Annotated in this window: 22 protein-coding genes; 16 read left to right on the plus strand and 6 right to left on the minus strand. The window is 72.3% G+C overall.

From position 1 onward, the window contains the following. Positions 1-166 precede the first annotated feature (166 nt). Positions 167-748: a TetR family transcriptional regulator gene (locus tag ACJ6WD_RS40040; RefSeq protein ID WP_233661937.1), complete on the plus strand. Its 582-nt coding sequence runs from the start codon at positions 167-169 to the stop codon at positions 746-748. A 152-nt stretch (positions 749-900) separates the two neighbouring features. On the opposite strand, the gene ACJ6WD_RS40045 is transcribed toward ACJ6WD_RS40040, so the two are convergent. Continuing rightward, entirely contained in the window at positions 901-2,283 is a 1,383-nt protein-coding gene (locus ACJ6WD_RS40045) for a glycine--tRNA ligase (protein WP_233661936.1), read from the minus strand. A gap of 222 nt (positions 2,284-2,505) precedes the next feature. On the opposite strand from ACJ6WD_RS40045, the gene ACJ6WD_RS40050 reads away from it, so the two are divergent. The 4 genes from ACJ6WD_RS40050 to ACJ6WD_RS40065 all read left to right on the plus strand — a co-directional run bounded on the left by ACJ6WD_RS40050 (position 2,506) and on the right by ACJ6WD_RS40065 (position 5,966). Further along, positions 2,506-3,468, plus strand: coding sequence for a metal ABC transporter substrate-binding protein (locus tag ACJ6WD_RS40050; protein WP_331249858.1), 963 nt, complete (start codon positions 2,506-2,508; stop codon positions 3,466-3,468). A gap of 115 nt (positions 3,469-3,583) precedes the next feature. Next, positions 3,584-4,408, plus strand: coding sequence for a metal ABC transporter ATP-binding protein (locus tag ACJ6WD_RS40055; RefSeq protein ID WP_233661934.1), 825 nt, complete (start codon positions 3,584-3,586; stop codon positions 4,406-4,408). 12 nt (positions 4,409-4,420) lie between these two features. Next, on the plus strand, positions 4,421-5,314 hold the full coding sequence (locus ACJ6WD_RS40060; RefSeq protein ID WP_233661933.1) for a metal ABC transporter permease: 894 nt from the start codon (positions 4,421-4,423) through the stop codon (positions 5,312-5,314). A gap of 175 nt (positions 5,315-5,489) precedes the next feature. Next, positions 5,490-5,966, plus strand: a complete 477-nt coding sequence (locus ACJ6WD_RS40065) for a transcriptional repressor (RefSeq protein ID WP_044374327.1) — start codon at positions 5,490-5,492, stop codon at positions 5,964-5,966. 40 nt (positions 5,967-6,006) lie between these two features. Here the strand turns inward: ACJ6WD_RS40065 and ACJ6WD_RS40070 are convergent, their stop codons facing one another. After that, positions 6,007-7,464 (minus strand): purine-cytosine permease family protein, encoded by a 1,458-nt coding sequence (locus ACJ6WD_RS40070; RefSeq protein ID WP_407617705.1) that lies wholly within the window; start codon positions 7,462-7,464, stop codon positions 6,007-6,009. A 101-nt stretch (positions 7,465-7,565) separates the two neighbouring features. On the opposite strand from ACJ6WD_RS40070, the gene ACJ6WD_RS40075 reads away from it, so the two are divergent. Continuing rightward, positions 7,566-8,294: a TetR/AcrR family transcriptional regulator gene (locus tag ACJ6WD_RS40075; protein ID WP_407617706.1), complete on the plus strand. Its 729-nt coding sequence runs from the start codon at positions 7,566-7,568 to the stop codon at positions 8,292-8,294. 98 nt (positions 8,295-8,392) lie between these two features. Then, positions 8,393-10,015: an amidohydrolase gene (locus ACJ6WD_RS40080; protein ID WP_407617707.1), complete on the plus strand. Its 1,623-nt coding sequence runs from the start codon at positions 8,393-8,395 to the stop codon at positions 10,013-10,015. A 96-nt stretch (positions 10,016-10,111) separates the two neighbouring features. Here the strand turns inward: ACJ6WD_RS40080 and ACJ6WD_RS40085 are convergent, their stop codons facing one another. Both ACJ6WD_RS40085 and recO read right to left on the minus strand, forming a co-directional pair. Next, on the minus strand, positions 10,112-10,930 hold the full coding sequence (locus tag ACJ6WD_RS40085; protein WP_233661930.1) for an isoprenyl transferase: 819 nt from the start codon (positions 10,928-10,930) through the stop codon (positions 10,112-10,114). 77 nt (positions 10,931-11,007) lie between these two features. Further along, positions 11,008-11,754 (minus strand): DNA repair protein RecO, encoded by a 747-nt coding sequence (gene recO / locus ACJ6WD_RS40090; protein ID WP_016575343.1) that lies wholly within the window; start codon positions 11,752-11,754, stop codon positions 11,008-11,010. 641 nt (positions 11,755-12,395) lie between these two features. On the opposite strand from recO, the gene ACJ6WD_RS40095 reads away from it, so the two are divergent. The 6 genes from ACJ6WD_RS40095 to ACJ6WD_RS40120 are packed head-to-tail and all read left to right on the plus strand — an operon-like array spanning position 12,396 to position 17,843. Continuing rightward, entirely contained in the window at positions 12,396-13,877 is a 1,482-nt protein-coding gene (locus tag ACJ6WD_RS40095; protein ID WP_016575342.1) for an ATP-binding protein, read from the plus strand. Then, entirely contained in the window at positions 13,874-14,302 is a 429-nt protein-coding gene (locus tag ACJ6WD_RS40100) for a roadblock/LC7 domain-containing protein (protein WP_016575341.1), read from the plus strand. Before ACJ6WD_RS40095 ends, ACJ6WD_RS40100 begins: the two co-directional genes overlap by 4 nt. Then, complete coding sequence (locus ACJ6WD_RS40105) at positions 14,299-14,661, plus strand: DUF742 domain-containing protein (RefSeq protein ID WP_016575340.1); 363 nt, start codon at positions 14,299-14,301, stop codon at positions 14,659-14,661. Before ACJ6WD_RS40100 ends, ACJ6WD_RS40105 begins: the two co-directional genes overlap by 4 nt. A gap of 22 nt (positions 14,662-14,683) precedes the next feature. Beyond that, positions 14,684-15,268: an ATP/GTP-binding protein gene (locus ACJ6WD_RS40110; RefSeq protein WP_233661938.1), complete on the plus strand. Its 585-nt coding sequence runs from the start codon at positions 14,684-14,686 to the stop codon at positions 15,266-15,268. Continuing rightward, on the plus strand, positions 15,265-16,695 hold the full coding sequence (locus ACJ6WD_RS40115; protein ID WP_407617708.1) for a cytochrome P450: 1,431 nt from the start codon (positions 15,265-15,267) through the stop codon (positions 16,693-16,695). Before ACJ6WD_RS40110 ends, ACJ6WD_RS40115 begins: the two co-directional genes overlap by 4 nt. Beyond that, the gene (locus tag ACJ6WD_RS40120; protein ID WP_233661927.1) at positions 16,611-17,843 is read left to right on the plus strand and encodes a cytochrome P450; all 1,233 of its coding nucleotides are present in this window, start codon (positions 16,611-16,613) and stop codon (positions 17,841-17,843) included. Before ACJ6WD_RS40115 ends, ACJ6WD_RS40120 begins: the two co-directional genes overlap by 85 nt. Positions 17,844-17,990: 147 nt before the next feature. Here the strand turns inward: ACJ6WD_RS40120 and ACJ6WD_RS40125 are convergent, their stop codons facing one another. Further along, the gene (locus tag ACJ6WD_RS40125; protein ID WP_233661926.1) at positions 17,991-18,710 is read right to left on the minus strand and encodes a TerB family tellurite resistance protein; all 720 of its coding nucleotides are present in this window, start codon (positions 18,708-18,710) and stop codon (positions 17,991-17,993) included. 276 nt (positions 18,711-18,986) lie between these two features. Further along, positions 18,987-20,744 (minus strand): 2-isopropylmalate synthase, encoded by a 1,758-nt coding sequence (leuA, locus tag ACJ6WD_RS40130; RefSeq protein ID WP_233661925.1) that lies wholly within the window; start codon positions 20,742-20,744, stop codon positions 18,987-18,989. A 291-nt stretch (positions 20,745-21,035) separates the two neighbouring features. Between leuA and ACJ6WD_RS40135 the strand changes: the two genes are divergently transcribed. The 3 genes from ACJ6WD_RS40135 (at position 21,036) to ACJ6WD_RS40145 (ending at position 23,961) form a co-directional block, all read left to right on the plus strand. Continuing rightward, on the plus strand, positions 21,036-22,127 hold the full coding sequence (locus ACJ6WD_RS40135) for a M4 family metallopeptidase (RefSeq protein WP_331249863.1): 1,092 nt from the start codon (positions 21,036-21,038) through the stop codon (positions 22,125-22,127). Positions 22,128-22,219: 92 nt separating this feature from the next. After that, positions 22,220-22,486: a protealysin inhibitor emfourin gene (locus ACJ6WD_RS40140; RefSeq protein WP_233661923.1), complete on the plus strand. Its 267-nt coding sequence runs from the start codon at positions 22,220-22,222 to the stop codon at positions 22,484-22,486. A 104-nt stretch (positions 22,487-22,590) separates the two neighbouring features. Further along, complete coding sequence (locus ACJ6WD_RS40145) at positions 22,591-23,961, plus strand: GH1 family beta-glucosidase (protein WP_407617709.1); 1,371 nt, start codon at positions 22,591-22,593, stop codon at positions 23,959-23,961. Positions 23,962-24,407 lie beyond the last annotated feature (446 nt).

Here is a 24,407-nt window from a genome sequence, read left to right on the forward strand (position 1 = left end):
ACGGCCGACCACGCACGTCAAAGCCCCGCGCAGCGGCAACGCGCCGCAGGCGCAAAACAGCAACCCCCACGGCGGGAAAGCCGACCACGTGGGAAGCCAACCAAGCGCAGCGACCCGGTACCGTCCATAAGGAGCCCCCCATCCCCCGAAAGGCCGGACCGACCCCATGCCACCCGAGACGTTGACGCCCGAGCGGATCCTCGAAGCCACCGAGGAGGTGCTGCGCCGGTATGGGCCGGCGAAGGCCACGGTCGTGGACGTGGCGCGGGCGCTGGGGGTGAGCCACGGCAGCGTGTACCGGCACTTCCGGACGAAGACGGCGCTGCGGGAGGCGGTCACGGCGCGTTGGCTGGACCGGACGAGCGAGGCGTTGGCGGGTGTGGTGGCGGACGCGGGGCCGGCCGAGGAGCGGTTGGGGCGTTGGCTCGTCACGCTCTTCGAGGCCAAGCGGCACAAGGCCGGGGACGATCCCGAACTCTTCGCCACGTATATGACGTTGATCGGGGAGAGTGGTGGTGTGGTGGACCGGCATGTCACCGATCTCGAAGGCCAGTTGGCGAAGATCATCGAGGCGGGGGCGGCGGAAGGGGCCTTCCACGCGCCGGCGCCGGCGGTCTCCGCGCATGCCGTGTTCGCGGCCACCAGCCGCTTCCATGACCCGTGTTACTCCGCGGAGTGGTTCCGGCCGGAGATCACCGACGACTTCGAGGCCGTCCGCGACCTCGTGCTGCGCGGTTTGCGGGGGTAGCGCGTCACGGAGCGGCGGCTCGCCCGGGCGGGCGGCACGACGCCGGCCGGCTCCCGATTCCTCGGGGGCCGGCCGGCGTTGGCGTGTGCCCCGCGCGGGGCGGGCGGGTGCCCGCGGCCGACCGTTCGCCGGTCGGGCCGCGGGCCGCGGGGTCAGCAGCCGAGGAGGCGGCTGCCCAGGTAGGACTGGATCTGGTCCAGGCTGACGCGCTCCTGCTTCATGGTGTCGCGCTCGCGCACCGTGACCGCGTTGTCGTCGAGGGTGTCGAAGTCGACGGTGACGCAGAACGGGGTGCCGATCTCGTCCTGGCGGCGGTAGCGGCGGCCGATGGCGCCCGCGTCGTCGAACTCGATGTTCCAGAACTTGCGGAGGTCCGCGGCGAGCCCCTTGGCCTTCGGGGAGAGCTGCGGGTTGCGGGAGAGCGGCAGGACCGCGACCTTCACCGGGGACAGGCGCGGGTCGAGGCGCAGCACCGTGCGCTTTTCCAGCTTGCCCTTGGCGTTCGGCGCCTCGTCCTCGGTGTAGGCGTCGAGGAGGAAGGCGAGCATGGCGCGGCCGACACCGGCCGCGGGCTCGATGACGAACGGGGTGTAGCGCTCGCCGGCCTCCTGGTCGAAGTAGGAGAGGTCCTGGCCGGACGCCTTGGCGTGCGAGGACAGGTCGTAGTCGGTGCGGTTGGCGACGCCCTCCAGCTCGCCCCACTCCGAGCCGCCGAACTGGAAGCGGTACTCGATGTCAGCGGTGCGCTTGGAGTAGTGGGAGAGCTTCTCCTTGGGGTGCTCGTACCAGCGGACGTTCTCCTCGCGGAGACCGAGGTCGCGGTACCAGTTCCAGCGCTGCTCCATCCAGTACTCGTGCCACTGCTCGTCCTCGCCCGGCTTGACGAAGAACTCCATCTCCATCTGCTCGAACTCGCGGGTCCGGAAGATGAAGTTGCCCGGGGTGATCTCGTTCCGGAAGGACTTGCCCATCTGGGCGATGCCGAACGGCGGCTTCTTGCGGGAGGTCTGCTGGACCTGCGCGAAGTTGGTGAAGATGCCCTGGGCGGTCTCGGGGCGCAGGTACGCGACGGAGGCGGTGTCCTGCGACGGGCCGAGGTGGGTGGAGAGCAGGCCGGAGAACTGCTTGGGCTCGGTGAAGCCGCCCTTGTTGCCGCAGTGCGGGCAGTTGATGTCGGCGAGGCCGTTCTCGGGGAGCTTGCCGTGCTTGGCCTCGTACGCCTCCTCCAGGTGGTCGGCGCGGAAGCGCTTGTGGCAGGAGGTGCACTCGGTGAGCGGGTCGGTGAAGGTGGCGACGTGGCCGGACGCCTGCCACACCTCGGGGGCCAGGATCACCGACGAGTCGATGCCGACGACGTCCTCACGGGAGGTGACCATGGCGCGCCACCACTGGCGCTTGAGGTTCTCCTTGAGCTCGACGCCGAGGGGACCGTAGTCCCAGGCAGCGCGCGAGCCGCCGTAGATCTCACTGCAGGGGTAGACGAAGCCACGGCGCTTGCTCAGGCTGACGATGGTATCGATCTTGTCGGCGGCCACGGTGCTCTCTTCAGTACGACGTCGGACAGTGGATAGGAGGGCGCGAAGCGCCTCGCTCAAGCGTGGTGATCAGGAGACGGCTGGGCGAATAGTTCAGGGTAGCGGCGGGCGTACCCCGCGGACCAAATCGATTCCGGATCGCTTCCGGCCGGTTGTCTTCGCCCTGTGACCTGGCGCGCACTTTGTTGACAATCATTTCCAGCTTTGTTGAAAATGAGTGTCATGAACGTACGCCCGCACATATCCACCGCAGTCGTCGCCGGAGCCGCGGTTCTCGGCCTGCTGGCCCTGTCCGCCTGTTCCCCCGCCACCTCCGGGCGCACCGACGACGGGAAGCTGAAGGTGACGGCGTCGTTCTACCCGATGCAGTTCCTCGCCCAGCAGATCGGCGGGTCGCATGTCGAGGTGTCCAACCTCACCGCGCCCGGCGTGGAGCCGCACGATCTGGAGCTCACCCCCCAGGAGACCGGGCACCTCAGCCAGGCCGGCGCGATCGTCTACCTCAAGGGCCTGCAGCCCGCCGTGGACAGCGCGATCGCCCAGTCCGGCGTCAAGCACATCGCCGACGCGGCGAAGCTGACCTCCATGGAGGTGCACGGCCCCGAGGTGGACGGGCACCACCACACCACCGGCGACAACCATTCGCACTCCGAGTCCGAGCCCGGCCAGGATCCGCACATCTGGCTGGATCCGTTGAAGTTCGCCCAGGTGGCGAAGGGCGTGAACACGACCCTCGCGGCGGCCGACCCCCAGCACAAGGCCGACTACCAGAAGAACACCGACGTCCTGGTGAAGAAGCTGGACGCGCTGAACACGGAGTTCGTCAACGGCCTGAAGAACCGCGCCTCGGACACCTTCGTCACCACCCACGCGGCCTTCGGCTACCTCGCCGAGCGCTACGGCCTGACCGAGGAGGCGATCAGCGGCCTGGACCCGGAGTCCGAGCCCAGCGCCAACCGGATCAAGGAACTGCACACGCTCGCCCAGACCCACCACGTGTCCACGGTGTTCTTCGAGACGCTGGCCAACCCGGCCACCGCCAAGACCCTCGCCGGCGACCTGCACCTGAAGACCGACGTGCTGGACCCGCTGGAGGGCATCACCAAGAAGTCCCGCGGCACGGACTACTTTTCGGTGCAGCGCGCCAACCTCACCGCGCTGCAGAAGGCGCTCGGCACCAAGTGACCGGCTCCCGCCCGCGCCCCGCGCACCACGTGCCCACCGGGCACCCGGCGCGGCACACCCCGCACACCCCGCGCACCCCGCGCACCAGGACGCACCGCACGACGGAGGTCACCAGATGAAGGACACCGGCCAGCCCGTCATAGCCCGAGAGGCCGCCGAGCGGCCCGCCGGGGACCGCTCGGCGGTCATCGAGCTGCGCGGGGCGACCGCGTCGCTGGGCGCCCGACCGGTGCTCCGCGGGGTCGACCTGAGCGTGCGGTCCGGCGAGGTCGTCGCGCTGCTCGGTGCCAACGGCTCGGGCAAGTCCACCGCCGTCCGCTCGGTGATCGGCCAGGTGCCGCTGACCGGCGGCGACCTGGCGCTGTTCGGCACGCCGTTCCGCCGCTTCAAGGACTGGGCCCGGATCGGCTACGTGCCGCAGCGGACCACGGCGGCCGGCGGGGTGCCGGCCACCGTCCGCGAGGTGGTCACGGCCGGCCGGCTGGCCCGGACGAAGCTGGGCCTGCTCCGCAAGGCCGACCGCAGCGCGGTGCACCACGCACTGGAGCTGGTCGGGATGGCGGACCGGGCCAAGGACTCCGTCAACGCCCTGTCGGGCGGGCAGCACCAACGGGTCCTGATCGCCCGTGCGCTGGCCGGGGAGCCCGACCTGCTGATCATGGACGAGCCGATGGCCGGCGTGGACCTGGCGAGCCAGGAGGTGCTGGCCTCGGCCCTGCGCGAGCAGGTCGGCCACGGCGCCACGGTGCTGCTGGTGCTGCACGAACTGGGCCCGTTGGAGCCCCTGATCGACCGCGCGGTGGTGCTGCGGGACGGCTGCGTCGTCCACGACGGTCCGCCGCCCGAGGCGGTGGGGCAGCACGCCCTGCCCGGCCACGACCACGTCCACCCGCACGCCGACGCCGCCGCGGAACCGCTCCGCACCGGCCTGCTGAGCTAGGGGCCCGCCACCATGGAAATGCTCACCTTCCCCTTCATGCAGCGGGCGTTGATCGCCGCCCTGATCGTCGGCATCACCGCACCCGCCATCGGCATCTACCTCGTCCAGCGCCGCCAGGCCCTGATGGGCGACGGCATCGGCCACGTCGCCCTGACCGGTGTCGGCCTGGGCTTCCTGCTCAACACCAGCCCGGTCTGGGTCGCCACCGCGGTCGCGGTGCTGGGCTCGGTGGTGATGGAGCTGATCCGCTGGTACGGCAAGACCCGCGGCGACCTGGCGCTGGCCATGCTGTTCTACGGCGGCATGGCGGGCGGCGTGATGCTGATGAACCTCTCGGACGCCGGCTCCAGCGCCAACCTGGGGACGTACCTGTTCGGTTCGATCACCACCGTCTCGCCGCAGGACATGACGACGATCTACGTACTGGCCGCACTGGTGCTGGCGATCACCGTGGGGCTGCGCCGCCAGCTGTTCGCGGTCTGCCAGGACGAGGAGTTCGCCCGGGTCACCGGACTGCCGGTGCGGTTGCTGAACCTCCTGGTCGCGGTGACCGCCGCGGTCACCGTCACGGTCGCCATGCGGGTGGTCGGCCTGCTGCTGGTCAGTGCGCTGATGGTGATCCCGGTCGCGGCCGCGCAGCAGATCAGTCGGAGCTTCGCGGTGACCTTCGTGACCGCGGTGGCGATCGGCATGGTGGTGACCCTCACCGGCACCACCGCCTCCTACTACGTCGATGTGCCGTCCGGCGCGACCATCGTGCTGTTCGCCATCGCGCTGTTCGTGGTCTTCACGGCGGTGGCCGCCCCGCTGGCCCGGCGGCGCGCCGGAGCGCCCGCGGCGGCCGGCGAGGGGTGCACCCTGGAGGTACCGGGCAGCCGCACCGCGCAGGACGACGTCCGGGTGTGACGGTCGGCGCGGGCCGTGGCGCCGCCGGGCGCAACGGCGTCGCGGACGAACGGGAAGCATCGGAACCGCTGGCCGGGCGGTGCGTGTGGGACCGCCTGGCCGAGGGATACATAGAGGAGTACATGTAAGCGCCAAACAGGGCTTCCGGTCATCACCTGGCACAATGGCCAAACGCATGCGCGGGAGAAGTCCTGACGTCCTAAGGGAGGCAACGGTGGCGACGAGCGCGGGATCTCCGGTCCGCGGCCGGTCGACGCGGCAGCGCACCGCGGTTTCGGCCGCACTCGACGAGGTCAACGAGTTCCGCAGCGCACAGGAGCTCCACGACATGCTCAAGCACCGGGGCGACTCGGTCGGGTTGACCACCGTCTACCGGACGTTGCAGTCCCTCGCCGACGCCGGCGAGGTCGACGTGCTGCGCACCAGCGACGGCGAGGCCGTCTACCGCCGGTGCAGCAGCGACGACCATCACCACCACCTGGTGTGCCGCGGCTGCGGCACCGCCGTCGAGGTGGAGGGCCCCGCCGTGGAGAAGTGGGCCGACCAGATCGCCGCCGAGCACGGCTTCCGCGACGTGGCGCACACCGTCGAGATCTTCGGGACGTGCGGGGAGTGCGCGACCAAGGCCGAGGTGGGCGGCCAGGGCGCCTGACGGCCCCGGCCGGCGCCGGCCCGCCGCACCGCGGGCCGGTTCAGCGGCGGACGGTGCGCCGGGCCAGGAGCGCGTAGAGGGCGGACGCGACCACGAGGCCGGCCGGCAGGGCGAGGTCGACACCGCCCGCGGCCGCCGCCAGCGGGCCGGTGTAGAGGGTGTCCACGCAACAGGCGGAGACGGCGACGCCGCCGGCGAGGGCCGTGGCGCCGGCCCAGTTGACGCCCCCCGTGTACCAGAACGGCCCGCCGCGGCTCTCGTCGGTGAGCGCCGGGCCGTCGTAGCGGTTGCGGCGCAGCGCGATGTCGGTGGCGTAGACGGCCGCGGTGGGGCCGAGCAGCACGACGGTCAGTTGGAGCACGTTGCTGACGGTGTCGAGGAAGTTGGAGACCAGCAGCGCGTAGAGGGTCAGGCCGACGGCGACCGCCCCGTCGGCGAGGATGCTGACCGACCGGCGGATGCGCAGGCCCACGGCCTGGAGGGCGAGGCCGGCGCTGTAGGCGGTGAGCGCGTTGATCGCGACGGTGCCGAGGACCAGCGCGAGCAGGAAGAGCGGCGTGAACCAGCCGGGCAGGATCCGCTGGAGCGCGGTCTGCGGGTCGGCCATGTCGACGGCGGTGGCGGCGAACGCGCCCAGGGCGCAGACGGCCACGCCGGGCAGGAAGCCGCCGAGGGCGGTCCAGCCCACCACCGCAAGCGGTGAGGTGGAGCGCGGCAGGTAGCGGGAGAAGTCGGCGCTGGTGGTGTACGACAGCGGCCCGGAGGCGATGAGGGTGATCCCGCCGAAGACGGTGGCCCACAGGGCGGTGCCGGTCAGCGGGTGGGCGGGCGCGTAGCCGAAGTCGGCGTGCGTGAGGACCGCGTAGGCGACGACCGCGAAGGCCGCGGTGAGGACCAGCGTGATCGGGGTGTAGAGCTTCACGATCAGCGCGTGCCCGTAGACGCTGATGGTCAGGGTGACCGCGGCGATGGCCACCACCACGACGACCTTGACGCCGGTGGTGGCGTGGATGCCGGTCTCCTCGACGAGGGAGAAGGCGGCGGTGGCGGCCGAGGCGAGGTTCAGCGCCACGTAGCAGACCGAGATCATCCAGCCGGTGACGGCGTTGTTCACGCGGTTCCCGCGGACGCCGTAGAGGGCGCGGGTGATCACTTCGCTGGGGGTGCCGGCGGCCGGTCCCGGCACCGCGAGCACGCCGGTGAGCACCCAGAACAGGTTGCCGACCACGATCACCGCGAGGGCCTGCCAGAGGGTCAGGCCCATGAGGACCAGGGCGCCGCCGACCACCAGGCTGAGGTAGTTGACGTTGGCGGCGGCCCAGACCGAGAAGAGCCCGCGCGGGCGGCCGTGGCGGTCCGCGTCGGGGATGTGGTCGATGCCGTGGACCTCGATCCGGCCGGCGCGGTCCGGGGCCGGCGCGGCCGTCCCGGGCGCGTCGGGGGTGCCGGCGGGCGGGTCGGGAAGCGTGGACGCCGGGTCGGGGATCGTGGACGCCATGGGCCCTCCGTGGAGCTGGTCGTGAGCGACCTTGGCCATAACGACCTGGTGCGTTAACGGCCTTGTTGCTTATTGGTCGCACACTCAATAGCATCCGGGGTATGTCGTCAAGGGTTCAGCGCAAGCGCATCCGGAAAGACCCGGCCGCCCGGCGGGCCGAAATCGTCGACGCCGCGGCCGCGGTCGCCCTGGCCGAGGGGCTGGAGTGCATCACCCTGCGGCGGATCGGCGAGGACCTCGACGTCCGCCCCGGGTTGATCAGCCACTACTTCCCGTCCGCCGAGGAACTCGTCGCGGAGGCGTTCGGCACCGCCGCGCGCAACGAGCTCGACGGCCTGCTGCCGGCCGCGGCCCCCGGCCAGCGCCCCACCGAGCGGCTGGCGCGGTTCTTCGCGCACACCACCGGCGACGCCTACGACGCGATCAGCCGCCTGTGGATCAACGCCCGCCACCTCAGCCGCTACCGCCCGCTGCTGCGCGACCGGGTCGCCGAGCAGGAGGCCGCCTGGCGCGGGCGGCTCGCCGAACTGCTCCACGAGGGCGTCGCCGGCGGCGAGTTCCGCACCGCGGACCCGGACGTGACGACCATCCAGATCCTGGTGGTGCTCGACGGCCTCGGCGCACACGCCAACACCGACATCAGCAACCGCCCGACGGCGGTGACCCGCATGGCGATCACCATGGCCGAGCGCGAACTCGGGCTGCCGGCGGGCGCGTTGGCCCCGCCGGTCGACGGCGCCCCCGGCGCCCCCGGCGTCCGCGGCGCCCCCGAGGACGCCGCGGACGCCGCGGACACCGATGGCGGCGCGGCCGCGGCGGCCGAGGCGTAGCCCGCCACCCGCACCGCACCCGCCCCTCCCCCGTTCTCCCGTTCTCCCGTTCCTCCCGTTCCTCCCGTTCTCCTCCCTCCCGTTCCCCAGGAGCCGCCGTGCCCGCCACCCTCGTCCTGCTCTCCGCCCGCCTGCTCGACCCGGCGACCGGCACCTTCCTGCCGCAGACCGCGCTGGCGGCGGCCGACGGGAAGATCACCGCCCTCGGCGACGACCGCGAGATCCGCGCGCACGCCGACACCGCGACGACGGTGATCGACCTCAAGGGGGCGGTGGTCACCCCCGGCCTGACCGACGGGCACCTGCACCCGGTCTCCGGCGCCGAACTCACCCACGGCCTGGACCTGTCGGGCTGCACCGACCTCGACGGGGTCCGCGCGGCGCTGGCCCGCGAGGTCGCCGCCCTCGCCCCCGGCGCCTGGCTGCACGGCTGGGGACTGGACCCCAACGTCTTCGGCGACCGCCCGATCGAGTCCGCCGCGCTCGCCCCCGTCCTGGACGGCGTCCCGGCACTACTCCAACTCTTCGACGCGCACTCCATGCTCGCCAGCCCGCGCGCCCTGGAACTCGCCGGCGTCGACGGCCCGCGCACCTTCGACCAGGCCGCCGAGGTCGTCTGCGACGACGCCGGCCGGCCCACCGGGCTGCTGCTGGAGGACGCCGCCTGCGAACTCGTCGAACGGGCCGCCCCGCAGCCCACCCGCGAGGAGCGCCGCGCCCGGCTCGCCGCCGCGCTGCGCGCCATGGCCGCCGCCGGCCTGACCGGCGGCCACGCCATGGACGCCAACGGGGACAGCCTCGCCTTCTACGACGAACTGGACGCGGCCGGCGACCTGCCGCTGCGACTGCGGGTCGCCCCCTGGTGCCAGCCCGGCACCGACGCCGACGGGGTGCGCGCGCTCATCGCCCAGCAGGGCACCGGCGGCCGGCTCTGGCGGACCGCGGGCGTCAAGCTCTTCATGGACGGCACCATCGACAACGGCACCGCCTGGCTGGAGCGCCCCGACTGCCACGGCGAGTCCACCCACGCCTTCTGGCCCGACCCCGCCGCCTACACCCGGGTCATCGGCCAACTGCACGCCGCCGGCGTGCCCACCGCCACCCACGCCATCGGCGACGCCGCCGTCCGGCACGCCCTGGACGCCGTCGAACAGGCCCGGCGCACCGACCCCAACGGGGTCCGGCACCGCATCGAACACATCGAGACGGTGCCCGACGACACCCTGCGCCGCTTCGCCGAACTCGGCGTGCTGGCGTCCATGCAGCCCACCCACTGCTGCGACTTCACCCGCGCCGACCACACCGACAACTGGTCCCGCCGGCTCGGCGAGGAGCGCGCCGGCCGCGCCTGGCGCTGCCGCGACCTGACCGACGCCGGCGCCACCGTGGTGCTCGGCTCCGACTGGCCGATCGCCCCCTACCCGCCGCTGGGCGTGATGGCCGGCGCCCGCCACCGCCGCCCCAGCCGCGACCTCGCCCAGCCGCCGCACGGCCCCGAGCAGGCGCTCACCGCGCTGGAGGCACTGCGGGGCATGACGGTGCACGCCGCGCACGCCGCCGGCGAGGAGGACCGGGCCGGCCGGATCGCCCCCGGCCACCGCGCCGACCTCACCGTCCTCGCCGACGACCCGCTCACCACGCCCGCCACCGACCTGCCCCGGCTGCCGGTCCTGCTCACCGTCCTCGACGGCCGCCCCACCCACCGCGACCGGAGCCTGTGAGCGGGCCCGGACGGGTCCCCGGAAACGGCGGACGGGCCGCCTCCCCGCGGGGAGGCGGCCCGTCCGCCGTGCACGGCCCGTCGCGCGGGCCCGGGCTCAGGTCGCCTGCTCGCCGGCTTCCAGCGGCGCCGCGCCGAAGCGGCGGTCGCGCTTGGCGTACTCGAAGCACGCGTCCCACAGGTTCCGGCGGTCGAAGTCCGGCCACAGGATGTCCTGGAACACCATCTCGGCGTAGGCGCTCTGCCAGATCAGGTAGTTCGAGGTGCGCTGCTCACCGGACGGCCGGACGAACAGGTCCACATCGGGCATGTCCGGGTAGTACATGTACTTCGCCACGGTCTTCTCGTTGACCTTGGACGGGTCCAGCTTCCCGGCCCGGACGTCCGCCGCGATGGCCGCCGCGGCGTCCGCGATCTCCGCCCGACCGCCGTAATTCACGCAGAAATACAGCGTCATCGCGTCATTGTTCTTGGTCTGCTCCTGGGCAACCTGGAGCTCCTGGACCACGGACTTCCACAGCTTCGGCATCCGGCCGACCCACCGGATGCGGATGCCCAGCGCGTCCATCTCGTCCCGGCGCCGCCGGATGACGTCCCGGTTGAAGTTCATCAGGAAGCGGACCTCGTCCGGCGACCGCTTCCAGTTCTCGGTGGAGAAGGCGTAGAGCGAGAGGTTCTTCACCCCCATCTCGATGCAGCCCTTGAGGACGTCCAGGACGACGCCCTCGCCGACCTTGTGGCCCTCCGTGCGCGGCAGCCCGCGCTCCTTGGCCCACCGCCCGTTGCCGTCCATCACGACGGCGACGTGGTTCGGCACGAGCTCGCCGGGGATCCTCGGCGGACGCGCGCCCGAGGGATGCGGCTCGGGCGTCTGGTACTCACGTCGGTTGCGCCCCAGAATCCCGCGTACTGCCATGCGCCCCACGTCTCCTATGCAATCTCGATGGACGGTGTGTTCACGACGTCGTCGTGGCCGGTCGGTCGCGCCCGGCGCTACTTCTCCACGTAGCGCAGGGACCGCAGACCGCGCTCCAGGTGCCAGTGCAGATACGCCGCGACGAGGCCGCTGCCCTCGCGGACGTGCCGGGCCTCGCAGGCGTCCGCGGTCTCCCAGTCGCCGGTCAGCAGCGCGCCCAGGAGGCCGATGGCCTCTGAGGAGGGTACGACGCTTCCGGGCACCCGGCAGTCACCGCACACCACGCCACCCGACGCCACCGAGAAGAACCGGTTCGGACCGGGCATTCCGCACCGCGCGCAGGCGTCGAAGCTCGGCGCGTAGCCGTTCACCGCCAGCGAGCGCAGCAGGAACGCGTCCAGCACCAGGTGCGGGGCGTGCTCGCCGTTGGCCAGCGTCCGCAGCCCCCCGACCAGCAGCAGGTACTGCTGGACGGCCGGCTCGCCCTCGTGGTCGGTGAACCGCTCGGCGGTCTCCAGCATGGCCGTGCCGGCGGTGTAGCGGGCGTAGTCGGTGACGATCGCGCCACCGTACGCGGCGATCGTCTCGCTCTGCGTGCACAGCGGCAGCCCGCGCCCGATCAGCTCCCCGCCGCGCGCGAAGAACTGCACGTCCACGTGGGAGAACGGCTCCAGGCGGGCCCCGAACTTCGACTTCGTCCGCCGCACGCCCCGCGCCACGGCCCGCACCCGGCCGTTGCCGCGGGTGAGCAGGGTGATGATCCGGTCCGCCTCCCCCAGCTTCTGGGTGCGCAGCACGATGCCGTCGTCGCGGAACAGAGTCATGCCGCCATTCTCCCGCACCCACCGAGCACCCCGTCCCGCGCCCCGACGGCCCTCCGGGGCCACGGCCCGCACCCGCGCGATCGTGCGGAATGTCACTGCGCGGCACGCGGCGCTTCCCGGGCGGCCCGCCGCTCACGGTGCGCGGCGGGTGCGTGACGCTCCGGAACCGGGTTGGGCGACGGGGCGGCGGACACCCCTCCGCCCGCACGAGGCGCCGACACGCACCGCCGCGCACCGCCGCGGCCGACGGCCGACCGCTCGGCGGCTCTGATGACGAGTCGTCAATTCCCTTACGGAGATGGCGAAGTGGCACGAAGGAACGCCGTGGGACGGTCGCGCCGCGACGCGCACCGCGGCATCGGGAGACCGCAATGACGGTCGATATGCGGCGACCTGACCGCGTTTCATCCGCGTCGCATCCACACCATCTCCACAACCCCTCTACGGGGCTCCGGATGACGGGGCCTCATCACGCTACCCACCGGTCATCAACGCCTCAATGCGACCTTCCACACTTCTCCGTCCTCGCACGTCAAGGACCCTCACGGCGTGTCGAGCGACAGGTAGCATCCGGTGATGTTCGGCGGCACGCCAGCCGTAGCGGCCGAGACATCCCCGTCAGTCCCCAAACGAGGATCTCGATGACATCCATACCGCAGGCGCTGTTGTGGTGCCTCAGCGCAGGTACGGTCGCCGCCGTCGTGCTGGCGGCGCTCCTGGTCCGCGTGCGCAAGGAGCGTGCCGGCCTCAGAGCCCGCCTGACCGCCGCCGAGGAACACAGCAGCGCCACGCTCCACGGCAACACGGAGCTGTCGGCCAGGCTGCGGGCCACCGAGGCCGAGGTGCGGCACTTGGCCGAGGCCCGACTGCCCGACCTGACCCTGGCGCTGGCCCACCCGCACGTCCCGGTGCGCGGCCTGCTCGACCAACGGTTCGGCGGGTCGGAGACCGACGAGGCGCTGGACGCCGTGATGGCGCAGGTCAGCGAGGCCATCACCAAGGAACGGACCCGGGTCGACGCGGCGGCGCAGTCCACGCTGCGCGGCGCCACCACCACGATCCAGGCACTGCTGTACCAGGTGCAGACGTCGCTCCAGGCGATGCAGCACAAGTACGACGACCCGCAGATCGCGCAGGACCTGCTCGACGCGGACTTCCTCAACGAGCAGGCGCTGCGCCGCGTCCAGGCCACCGGCGTGGTCTGCGGCGCCTGGCCGGGGCTGACCCGCGAGGACTCCTACCTCGCCGAGCTGGTGGTCGGCGCCACCTCGCGGCTGCGCGGCTACGAGCGGGTGCAGGTCAGCAACCAGCTGCGGGACCCGGTCGCCGTGGTGGCGCGGGCCGTCGAGCCGATCGCGATCACCGTCACCGAGCTGCTCGCCAACGCGCTGCACCACTCGCACCGGGAGCTGCCGGTCACCGTCACGCTCCAGCAGGGCAACCGCGGCGCATCGGTGATCATCGACGACTACGGCGTCGGCATGCACGACGACGAGCTCAAGCACGCGATGGAGCTGCTGGCCAGCAACGACGGGCTGCTGCTGACGCAGTTGGGCGACCCGCCCCGGTCCGGTTTCGCGGCGGCCGGCCAACTGGTGCGGCAGTACGGCTTCGGCGTGCACGTGGAGCCGTCGCCGTACGGCGGCGTGCGGGCCGTCGTCTACATCCCCGGCGATCCGCTGCTGACCGTCCTCGACGAGGGCGCCCGGCCGATCTCGGTGATGGCGCCGATGCCGCACCGGGCCCCCGGCGGGCCCCGGGACCGGGCCGCGGTGCCGTCCGCGATGCCGACCGGAGCGAGCGCGCCGGCCACCCCCGCGGGTGCCCTGCCGACGCCGCGGCCCGCCGCCGAGGCGCACGCCGTGCCCGTCCAGCCGGCCCCGGCCCGACCGGTCGCCGAGCCCGCGCCGCAGCAGCCGCCGGTCGAGGGCGAGTTGCCGCGCCGGCGCCGGCGCCGCCCGCAGGCCGAGCAGCAGCCCGAGTCGCACCCCGACACGCTCAACCTGCGCTCCCCGGAGGAGACCGGATCCCGCTGGGCGGCGCTCCAGCGCGGCACCGAATCCGGGCGGGCCGCAGCCCATTCAGAACCCCCGCGCAGTCCCGAAGGGAACGCCCAGTCATGAACAGCCCCACCCGTCGCCGTGTCACCGAGGACAAGTCCTGGGTGCTGGCTCCCCTCTTGGAGCTGCCGCATGTCGTGCACGCCGCCGTCATCTCCGGCGACGGCTTCATCGAGGGCGCCTCGCCGGGCCTGTCGCGGGAGGCCGCCGAGGGCGTCGCGGCGATGATGTCGGCGCTCCAGGGCGCGGGGCGCGCGGTGACCGCGGCGTTCACCGAGCAGGACGACGCCCGGCTGCGGCAGACCGTCATCGAGTCCGACGAAGGTTTCGTTTTCGCGATCCCGGCCGGCGAGAACACCTGCCTGGCCGTCTTCGCCGATCCGGAGGTGAACATGGGAGTCGTCGCGCACCACATGCAGATCCAGGTGACGACCCTGGGCAAGAAGGTCATGAACAGCCCGGCTCGGGACACCGGTAGCCACGCATGACGCCGCGCCAGAGCAGCGGACGACGCCTCGTACCGGCCTACCTGGCGACCGGCGGGCGTGCCCGACCGAGCCGCAACACGTTGGACCGGCTGACCGTGCTGATCGGCGTGGACATGCCGATCACCAGTGAGGTACGCCCCGAAGAGCACCGGATCCTGGAGCTGCTCCAGCCCGGTGCGCTGACTCTGGCCGAGGTGGCCGCCCACCTTCACCTGCCCGTGAGCGTGGTGAAGGTGCTGGTCGCCGACCTCGTCGATGCCGGGCGCCTGCACGCCCGAGTCCCCATACCCGAAGCCGAGCAATTCGACCGGCAGATCCTGGAGAGGGTTCTCGATGGACTCCGCTCTCTCAAGTCCTAGCCCCGGCGCCGGGACCGGCACCATGTACCTCCGCGGCGAGGACCAGACCCTGGTCAAGCTGCTGGTCGCCGGGCCCTTCGGGGTCGGCAAGACCACGCTGATCCGGGCCCTCTCGGAGACCCCGCCGCTGCACACCGAAGAGGTGATGACGCAGTCCGGCGCGATGGTCGACGACCTCGCCGGGGTGCGCGACAAGACCACCACCACCGTCGCCATCGACTTCGGGCGGCTGACGCTCCCCGGCGACCTGGTGCTGTACCTGTTCGGCACGCCCGGCCAGAAGCGCTTCCGCCCGCTGTGGCAGGACATCGCCCGCGGCGCGCTGGGCGCCCTGGTCCTCGCCGACACCCGACGACTGGCGGACTCGTTCGAGGTGATGGACATCGTGGAGGAGGCCGGACTGCGCTACGCGGTCGCGGTCAACACCTTCCCCGACGCCCCGCAGTACGACGTGGAGAAGATGCGCGAGGCGCTCGACCTGCACCCGGACACCCCGCTGGTGCTGTGCGACGCCCGGGACCGCGAACAGTCCGTCGACGCGCTGATCGCACTGGTCCGCCACGTCCTGGACCACACGCCCCAGCCCGAGGAGAACCCGATCCCGTGACTTCCCCGTACGAGCCGGGCGCCGCCCCGCCGCCGTCGGCCTGCCCCGGGCCGGCCGTCCCGCCGTCGGAGGCCGCCGCCCCACCGCCGGACTGTCCGGCGCACGCGGGGCCGCCGCGGGCCGCGGCGCACCCGGAGGCGCACGCCCCGGTGAAGCTGTACGGACCGGACTTCGCCGCCGACCCGCACCGCATCTACGCGCGGCTGCGGCAGTACGGGGCGGTGGCGCCGGTGGAGATCGCGCCCGAGGTGCCGGCGCTGCTGGTGACCGACTACCGGGCGGCGCTGGAGCTGCTGAACGACGACGCGACCTGGTCCAAGGACTCCCGGGCCTGGATGCAGACCGTCCCGGCGGACTCGCCGGTCATGCCGATGCTGCACTGGCGGCCGAACGTCTTCTACAGCGACGGGCCGGCGCACGTCCGCTACCGCGACGCCATCGTCGACAGCTTCAAGCTGGTCGAGCCGCACGAGCTGCGGGCGCGGGTGCACCACGCGGCGGACACCCTGATCCGTCGGTTCGGCGACCGCGGTGAGGCGGATCTGATCGCGGACTACGCGCGGCTGATCCCGCTGCTGATGTTCAACACCCTCTTCGGGCTGCCCGACTCCTACAGCGACCGGCTGATCGCGGCGATCGCGGGGATGATGGAGGGCAATTCGCCGGAGGAGGCGACGGCCGCCAACGAGGCGTACACGCAGTACATCATGGAGCTGGTCGGCGCGAAGAAGGCGCAGCGCGGGCCGGACCTCACGTCGTGGATGATGGACCACGCCAACGGCCTGAGCGACGAGGAACTGATCCACAACATCATCCTCGTGATGGGCGCCGGCAACGAGCCGCTGGCCAACCTCATCGGCAACGCGCTGGCCCGCATGCTGTCGGACGACCGCTACTACAACACCGTCTCCGGTGGCGCGCTGACCGTCCACGACGCCATCAACGAGGTGTTGTGGAACGACCCGCCGATGGCCAACTACTCCGCCCACTTCCCGGTCCGGGACGTGTTCTTCCACGGCACCTGGGTGCGCGCCGGGCAACTGGTGATGGTCTCCTACGCCGCGGCCAACAGCCAGTTCGACACCACCGGGGCCCACGGCCCGGGGTCGGGCAGCGGCTCGCACCTGGCGTGGGCGGCGGGGCCGCACGCCTGCCCGGTGAAGCGGCACGCGCTGCTGATCGCGATCACCGCCATCGAGCGGCTCACCGCCTGGCTCTCGGACATCGAACTCGCCGTCGCCCCGGCGGAGTTGACGTGGCGCAACGGCGCCTTCCACCGTGCGCTGGCCGCGCTCCCGGCCCGTTTCACCCCCATCACCCCGGACCAGGCAGGAGCCACGCCATGGCAGAACAGCGACCGCAGCCCGTCGTCATCGACCCGGCCGGCACCGACATCCACGGCGAAGGAGCCCGCCTCCGCGCACTAGGCCCGGCGGCCCGGATCGAGCTGCCCGGCGGCATCCAGGCGTGGGGCGTGACCGGTCACGCCCTGCTCAAGGAGTTGCTCACCGACGACCGGATCTCGAAGAACCCACGGGACCACTGGCCCGAGTGGCAGCGCCCGGAGATCCGCGGCAGTTGGCTTCAGTCGTGGATCGGCGTGACGAACATGTTCACCGCCTACGGCCCCGACCACCGCCGGCTGCGGAAGCTGATCGCCCCGGCGTTCACCGCCCGCCGCACGGACGCGATGGTGCCGCGGGTGACCCAGATCGTCGGCGACCTGCTGGACGGGCTCGCGGCGCGGCCGGCCGGCGAGGTCGTCGACCTGCGGGAGTCCTTCAACCACCCGCTGCCGATGCAGGTGATCTGCGAGCTGTTCGGCTACCCGGAGGGCGCGCCGCGGGGCGAACTGGCCCGGGTCGTCTCCGAGATCATGGACACCACGGCCACCCCGGAGCAGGCCACGGCGACCCAGGCGGCGGTGGCCGAGCTGCTCGGTTCGCTGGTCGCGACCAAGCGCGCGCAGCCCGCGGACGACCTGACCAGCCTGCTGGTCGCGGCCCGGGACGACGAGGGCCAGGGGATGACCGAGCGGGAGCTGCTGGACACCCTGCTGCTGGTGATCGGCGCCGGCCACGAGACGACCGTGGACCTGCTGGGCAACGCGGTGTTCGCGCTGCTGACCCATCCCGAGCAGCTGAAGCTGGTGCGGGACGGCGCCGTGTCGTGGCACGACGTCATCGAGGAGACCCTGCGCTGGACGCCGAGCATCGCGAGCCTGCCGCTGCGGTTCGCGGTCCAGGACGTGGCGCTGCCGCACGGCGAGGTGATCCGCAAGGGCGAGGCGCTGCTGCCGATGTACGCGGCGGCGGGCCGGGACCCCGAGCAACACGGCCCGGCGGCCGCGACGTTCGACGTCCAGCGGGCGAGCCAGGACCACTTGGCGTTCGGCCACGGGGTGCACCACTGCATCGGTGCGCCGCTGGCCCGGCTGGAGGCGCGGACCGCGCTGCCGGCGCTCTTCGAGCGGTTCCCGGACATGCGTCTCGCGGTGCCGGCCGAGGAGTTGCAGCCGGCGGGCGGGTTCATCGCGGGCGGGCTGGCGAGCCTGCCGGTGCGGCTGACGGCCTGAGCCCGCACGTGGGCATGCGGCCCCGCCGCCGGTTGCGACCGGTGGCGGGGCCGTCGTGGTGCCGGGCGGCGCCCGGGGGCGGGGCGCCGCCGTGGGCCGGGGGCTTCGAACGCGGGCCGGGGCCCGTCCGGTGGGTCGGGGCGGGGCCTAGCCGCGGTAGCGGGACGAGCGGGCCGCGGCGAGGAGCAGCCGGTCGACGTCCTCGGGGCGGAGCGTCAGGGCGGCGCCGGCGGTGCTGAGCACCTCGCGCTCGGCGGGGGTGCACGGGCCGTCGGCGAGGGCGATCCGGGCGGCCTGGAGGAGCAGCGACTCCCGCCCGGCGGGGGCGAGGTGCGGGGCGAGCGGCTCCAGCGCCTCGTGGAGCTCTATGGCCAGCGCGGTGCCGCACGGGTCGAGGCCCTGGTGTCCGCAGTGGTCGCCGGTGGCCGCCTCGTAGGTGCCGGTCATCCGGCCGGTGTCGGCGGCGAGTGCGGCGAGCAGGGTGAGCAGTTGGTCCTCGGTGCAGTCGGCGGAGCCGGCCGCGCGGACCGCGGTGACCGCGGCGTCGCGGACCGTGCGGGAGGCCGTGCCGCCGGCCGCCAACAGGGCCAGGGTCAGGGTGTGGACGGCGTCCCGGAGCATCGTGGAGAGCCGGACGGTGGTCGGGTGGTCGAGGGCGTCGAGCCCGAAGCGGCCGCGGCAGGCGGAGCATTCGAGGACCGGGCCGGCGTCACCGCGGGCGAGGACGGGGACGCCGAGGAGGTGGAGGCGGCGTCGGCCGGTGCGGCGGAGGTAGTTGCGGTCGCCGCCGCAGTCGGGACAGAAGAACTCGCCGTCGGCGACGGTCCGCCACGAGGTGCGCACCCCCACCACACGTACGTTGCGCATCACGTCAGCCCTCCGTCATTCCCCCACGGCCGCTGGGGCATGGGTGGGGGCGCCCCTCAGCGGCAGCTGGGAGAGAGCCCCCTTCGGCTCCGTTGCCGTTCGTTACGTGATGTTAGCCACATCGATGACGTGCCGTCAGCACCTCGTATCGGACAACGGGCCGGCGGCTGGCCGGATGCGGGCGGGAATGCGTACGGAATGTGTACGGATGGGCGCGGCCCCGCCGTTCCGGCGTGCGGAGCGGCGGGGCCGTGCGGGAGACGGGGCGGGTGGGCGTCAGCGCGCCGAGCGGTTGACGGCGGAGACCACGGCCTTGAGGGAGGCGCGGGTGGTGTTGGCGTCGATGCCGATGCCCCACAGCACCTTGCCGTCGATGGCGCACTCGATGTACGAGGCGGCCTGCGCGGAGGCGCCCTCGCTCATGGTGTGCTCCTGGTAGTCCAGCAGGCGGGCGTCGATGCCCAGGCCGGACAGCGCGTCGAAGAACGCGGAGATCGGACCGTTGCCGGAGCCCGTCAGGACGGTCTCGACGCCGTCCACCTCCGCCTCGACGGTGAGGGTGTCCACGCCGTCCGTGTCGGTGGTGGTCTGCCCGGTCCTGACCTGGATGCGGCCCCACGGGTTCTGCGGGTTGGGCAGGTACTCGTCCCGGAAGGTGTCCCAGATGGCCTTCGGGGTGACCTCGCCGCCCTCGGCGTCGGTCTTCTCCTGGATGATCCGGGAGAACTCGATCTGCATCCGGCGCGGCAGGTCCAGCTTGTGGTCGTTCTTCAGGACGTAGGCGATACCGCCCTTGCCGGACTGCGAGTTGACCCGGATGACGGCCTCGTAGGAGCGGCCGACGTCCTTGGGGTCGATGGGCAGGTACGGCACCGCCCACTCGATGTCGTCGACGGTCTTGCCCTGGGCGGCCGCGTCGGCCTCCAGCGCGTCGAAGCCCTTCTTGATGGCGTCCTGGTGGGAGCCGGAGAAGGCGGTGTAGACCAGGTCGCCCGCGTAGGGGTGGCGCGGGTGGACCTCCATCTGGTTGCAGTACTCGCTGGTGCGGCGGATCTCGTCGATCTGCGAGAAGTCGATCTGCGGGTCGACGCCCTGCGAGAAGAGGTTCATGCCCAGCGTCACCAGGTCGACGTTGCCGGTGCGCTCGCCCTGACCGAACAGGCAGCCCTCGACGCGGTCGGCGCCGGCCATCACGGCCAGTTCGGCGGCGGCCACGGCCGTGCCGCGGTCGTTGTGCGGGTGCGTGGACAGGCAGACGAACTCGCGCCGGCTCAGGTTGCGGCTCATCCACTCGAAGCGGTCGGCGTGCGTGGACGGGGTCGAACGCTCCACGGTGGCCGGCAGGTTGAGGATGATCTCGCGGGCCGCCTCGGGCTGCCAGACGTCCATCACCGCCTCGCAGACCTCCAGCGCGAAGTCCAGCTCGGTGTCGGTGAAGATCTCCGGGCTGTACTGGTAGCCGAAGGCCGTCTCGTCGCCCAGCAGCTTGTCGGCGTACTCCATCACCAGCCGGGTGCCGTCCACCGCGATCTGCTTGACCTGCTCCTTCGAGCCGCGGAAGACGACCCGGCGGAAGGTGGGGGCGGTGGCGTTGTAGAGGTGGACGGTGGCACGGGGGGCGCCGCGCAGCGCCTCGACGGTCCGCTCGATCAGCTCCTCCCGGGCCTGCGTCAGCACCGAGATGGTGACGTCGTCCGGGATCGCGCCCTCTTCGATGATCGACCGGACGAAGGCGAAGTCGGTCTCGCCGGACGACGGGAAGCCGACCTCGATCTCCTTGTAGCCCAGGCGTACCAGCAGGTCGAACATCTCGCGCTTGCGGGCCGGCGACATCGGGTCGATCAGCGCCTGGTTGCCGTCGCGCAGGTCGGTGGAGAGCCAGCGGGGCGCCTTGGTGATCCGCTTCGCCGGCCAGGTGCGCGCGGAGAGGTCCACGGCCTCGAACGGGCGGTACTTGTGGATCGGCATCCCGGACGACGTCTGGGCGTGGGTGGCGTTGGTGATCGGGGTGGGGCGGCCGACAGGCTGCGACATTGCGTGGGGCTCCTCGGGGAGTTCCGTGTGACGGCCGACGGTCGAACGCAGCACCAGATCCCGCGGGGAGGGGGTCGGCCTACGACTACAGGCCCTCGCCGCGGCAGCTAAGGAGAAGCAGCCCGAAACGCATGATGGACAGCACCGTAGCCGAGGCATCGAAGATCCGCAGTCGCGTATCAGTATGCGGGACCGTGTGGACGTAGGGGCAAAAATGCGACCAACCACACGTTTTCGGGAACTTCGGCCGCTGGCAGTGACAGACGCATTACACAGTGCCACCGTCGTCCTATGAAGGAAACCGTGACCCAGAAACGCACCGCGCCCGCCCCCACCACGCCCGTCTTCTGCACGATCGTGCCGCCGCACATCCTGGGCAAGCTCGCCGAGTCCGACGACCCGGCCCACCACGAGCCGGCCCGCCGCACCCTGGAGCACGACGCCCTCCACCGCACCCGCCGCACCGACCTGGCCGCCCAGGCGCTCATCCCGCAGGAGGCCCGGGCCGCCGCCGACAAGCCGAACCGCACCATCTACGACGCCGGCCACCAGCAGAACCTCCCCGGCACCAAGGTCCACGCCGAGTCCGACGCCCCGTCCAAGGACGCCTCCGTCAACCGCGCGCACGCCGGCCTCGGCGCCACCTTCGAGCTCTACCTGAAGGTCTACGGCCGCAAGTCCATCGACGGCGCCGGCCTCCCGCTCGACGCCACCGTCCACTACGGCGAGAAGTACGACAACGCCTTCTGGGACGGCCAGCGGATGGTCTTCGGCGACGGCGACGGCACGCTCTTCAAGGACTTCACCATCCCCGTCGACGTCATCGGCCACGAGCTGACCCACGGCGTCACCCAGTACACCGCCAACCTCGACTACCAGGGCCAGTCCGGCGCCCTCAACGAGTCCGTCTCCGACGTCTTCGGCTCCCTGATCAAGCAGTACGCGCTCGGCCAGAGCGCCGACCAGGCCGACTGGCTGATCGGCGCGGACCTGCTCGCCCCGGGCGTGCACGGACAGGCCCTGCGCTCGATGAAGGCCCCCGGCACCGCCTACGACGACCCGCAGCTCGGCAAGGACCCGCAGCCCGCCACCATGGCCGGCTACGTCCAGACCTCCGAGGACAACGGCGGCGTCCACCTGAACTCCGGCATCCCCAACCACGCCTTCTACCTCGTCGCCAGCGCGCTCGGCGGCAAGGCGTGGGAGCGCGCCGGCCAGATCTGGTACGACGTCCTGACCGGCGGCCACCTGACGAAGAACGCGCAGTTCGCCGACTTCGCCAACCTCACCGTGCAGGCCGCCCAGACCCGCTACGGCGCCTCCGGCAGCGAACACGAAGCCGTGGTCAAGGCATGGTCCACGGTGGGCGTCACCGGCAAATGACCGCCCCGGGCGGGAGCGGCACCCGGCCGCTCCCGCCCGCCGGGCACCCACCCCGGGTCGACTACTTCCGCCCCACCGGGTAGGAACCCCCCATGCGCATCCACATCCGCCGCACCGGCGGCTTCGCCGGCATCGAGCGCCACGCCGAGATCGACACCGCCGACCGCACCGACGCCACCGACTGGCACGGCCTCGCCGACCGCGCCATGACCGCCGCCCACGCCGCCCCGCCCACCGGCGTCCCCGACGGCTTCCGCTACGCCCTCACGGTCGACGACAAGACCGCGTACTGCACCGACCCCGACCTCACGGACGACCAACGCGAACTGATCACGAGGGTGCTGAAGGAGGGGGAGTAGCGGCGCCGGCCGCCGGCCGCCCAGCCCAACCCCCGGGCCCGGCACGGCACTTGCCGGCACCCACCCCTTGACACTGTTACCGGCGGTTACCAGGATCCCGGGGCATGACACCGGAGCCCGCACGCGCGCCCGCGCCGCCCCCCACCCCCCTCCGCTTCCCCCGCGGCTTCCTCTGGGGCGTGTCCACCTCCGCCGCCCAGATCGAGGGGGCGGTGGACGAGGACGGGCGGGGACCGTCCTCCTGGGACGCGTTCGCCGCCGGAGCAGGGCGGATCAAGGACGGCTCGGACCCCCGGGTGACGACCGACCACTACCACCGGTACCAAGAGGACGTCGCACTGCTCAAAGACCTGGGCGTCGGCGCGTACCGCTTCTCGGTGGCCTGGCCACGCGTGGTGCCCGAAGGCCGCGGGGCGGTCAACGCCGCGGGGCTGGACTTCTACGACCGGCTGGTGGACGCGCTGCTGGCGGCCGGGGTCGCGCCGGTGCCCACGCTGTTCCACTGGGACACCCCGCAGGCCCTGGAGGCGTCCGGCGGCTGGCTCCAGCGGGAGACCGCCGAGCACTTCGCGGCGTACGCGGACGCGGTGGCGGCCCGGCTCGGCGACCGGGTGACCCGCTGGATCACCCTCAACGAACCCGCCGAAGTGACCCTCCTGGGATACGGCCTGGGCCAGCACGCCCCCGGCCGGCACCTGCTCTTCGACGCACTGCCCGCCGCCCACCACCAACTGCTCGGCCACGGCCTCGCCGTCCAGGCGCTGCGCGCCCGCGGCGCCACCGGCATCGGCATCGCCAACTCGCACGGCCCGACCTGGCCGGCGTCCGACTCCCCCGCCGACACCGAGGCCGCCGACCTCTACGACCTGCTGCTCAACCGGCTCTTCGCCGAACCGATCCTGCTGGGCCGCTACCCCGACGACGAGATCGCCGCGCTCCTGCCCGGCCCCGTCACCGACGACCTCGCCACCATCTCCGCCCCCCTGGACTGGTACGGGATCAACTACTACCAACCGACGAAGATCGGAGCGCCGACGACCGAGGAAACGGACTTCTCCGGAGTCCGCCTCCCGCCCGGACTCCCGTTCACCCCACGGGAGATCACCGACCGACCGCGCACCGGCTTCGGCTGGCCCGTCGTCCCCGAGGCCCTCACCGAACTCCTGCTGTCCTTCCACGACCGCTACGGCGCCGACCTCCCACCCGTGATGATCACCGAGAACGGCTGCGCGTACGACGGCATCGAGGACCCCGAACGGATCGCCTTCCTGGACGGACACCTGCGGGCCCTGCGGACGGCGATGGATGCCGGCGTCGACGTCCGCGGCTACTTCGTGTGGTCACTGCTGGACAACTTCGAATGGGCGGAGGGATTCCGCCAACGGTTCGGACTCGTCCACGTCGACTACACCACGCTCCGCCGCACCCCGAAGGCGTCATTCCGGTGGCTCCGCGAGATCGTCGCCCAAACCTGAGGGGTTGTGCCTCCCACGTTGTCGGCCGTCCCGCCGTGGGGGTTTCTGTTTGCGCCTGCGGCGCGGGGCCGCTGCGCGGGGCGTCGTCGTACGTCGTCGGCTGTCCCGCCGTGGGGGTTTCGCTTTTGCGCCTGCGGCGCGGGGCCGCTGCGCGGGGCTGGTCGGGTGCGGTGCCGGGGGTGCGGGTGGTGGGGTGCCCGGACTGCTGCGCTTTACGTCCGGACACCCCACCACCCGCACCCCCGACCCCTCCCGTATGAGGGTGGGAGAAAGGTGGATGGGGGTACGCCCGGCAGGGCTCGTGCGGGCGCATCGAGAGACGCACTGACCAGCAGCGAACCACTCACTCCGAGCCCCACTCACCCATCTTTTCCACCCACCCCCAACGGGAGGGGACGGGCCGGAGGGGGTGGTGTGCAGGACGTAAAGCGCAGCAGTCCTGCACA

The sequence above is a fragment of the Streptomyces sp. VTCC 41912 genome (genome assembly GCF_045799175.1).
GTDB lineage: Bacteria > Actinomycetota > Actinomycetes > Streptomycetales > Streptomycetaceae > Streptomyces > Streptomyces albulus_C.

Coding starts and splice junctions, on each gene's coding strand:
- ACJ6WD_RS40040 (WP_233661937.1), top strand. CDS start 167: ATGCCACCCGAGACGTTGACGCCCGAGCGGATCCTCGAAGCCACCGAG.
- ACJ6WD_RS40050 (WP_331249858.1), top strand. CDS start 2,506: ATGAACGTACGCCCGCACATATCCACCGCAGTCGTCGCCGGAGCCGCG.
- ACJ6WD_RS40055 (WP_233661934.1), top strand. CDS start 3,584: ATGAAGGACACCGGCCAGCCCGTCATAGCCCGAGAGGCCGCCGAGCGG.
- ACJ6WD_RS40060 (WP_233661933.1), top strand. CDS start 4,421: ATGGAAATGCTCACCTTCCCCTTCATGCAGCGGGCGTTGATCGCCGCC.
- ACJ6WD_RS40065 (WP_044374327.1), top strand. CDS start 5,490: ATGCGCGGGAGAAGTCCTGACGTCCTAAGGGAGGCAACGGTGGCGACG.
- ACJ6WD_RS40070 (WP_407617705.1), bottom strand. CDS start 7,464: ATGGCGTCCACGATCCCCGACCCGGCGTCCACGCTTCCCGACCCGCCC.
- ACJ6WD_RS40075 (WP_407617706.1), top strand. CDS start 7,566: ATGTCGTCAAGGGTTCAGCGCAAGCGCATCCGGAAAGACCCGGCCGCC.
- ACJ6WD_RS40085 (WP_233661930.1), bottom strand. CDS start 10,930: ATGGCAGTACGCGGGATTCTGGGGCGCAACCGACGTGAGTACCAGACG.
- recO (WP_016575343.1), bottom strand. CDS start 11,754: ATGACTCTGTTCCGCGACGACGGCATCGTGCTGCGCACCCAGAAGCTG.
- ACJ6WD_RS40095 (WP_016575342.1), top strand. CDS start 12,396: ATGACATCCATACCGCAGGCGCTGTTGTGGTGCCTCAGCGCAGGTACG.
- ACJ6WD_RS40100 (WP_016575341.1), top strand. CDS start 13,874: ATGAACAGCCCCACCCGTCGCCGTGTCACCGAGGACAAGTCCTGGGTG.
- ACJ6WD_RS40105 (WP_016575340.1), top strand. CDS start 14,299: ATGACGCCGCGCCAGAGCAGCGGACGACGCCTCGTACCGGCCTACCTG.
- ACJ6WD_RS40110 (WP_233661938.1), top strand. CDS start 14,684: ATGTACCTCCGCGGCGAGGACCAGACCCTGGTCAAGCTGCTGGTCGCC.
- ACJ6WD_RS40120 (WP_233661927.1), top strand. CDS start 16,611: ATGGCAGAACAGCGACCGCAGCCCGTCGTCATCGACCCGGCCGGCACC.
- ACJ6WD_RS40125 (WP_233661926.1), bottom strand. CDS start 18,710: ATGCGCAACGTACGTGTGGTGGGGGTGCGCACCTCGTGGCGGACCGTC.
- leuA (WP_233661925.1), bottom strand. CDS start 20,744: ATGTCGCAGCCTGTCGGCCGCCCCACCCCGATCACCAACGCCACCCAC.
- ACJ6WD_RS40135 (WP_331249863.1), top strand. CDS start 21,036: ATGAAGGAAACCGTGACCCAGAAACGCACCGCGCCCGCCCCCACCACG.
- ACJ6WD_RS40140 (WP_233661923.1), top strand. CDS start 22,220: ATGCGCATCCACATCCGCCGCACCGGCGGCTTCGCCGGCATCGAGCGC.
- ACJ6WD_RS40145 (WP_407617709.1), top strand. CDS start 22,591: ATGACACCGGAGCCCGCACGCGCGCCCGCGCCGCCCCCCACCCCCCTC.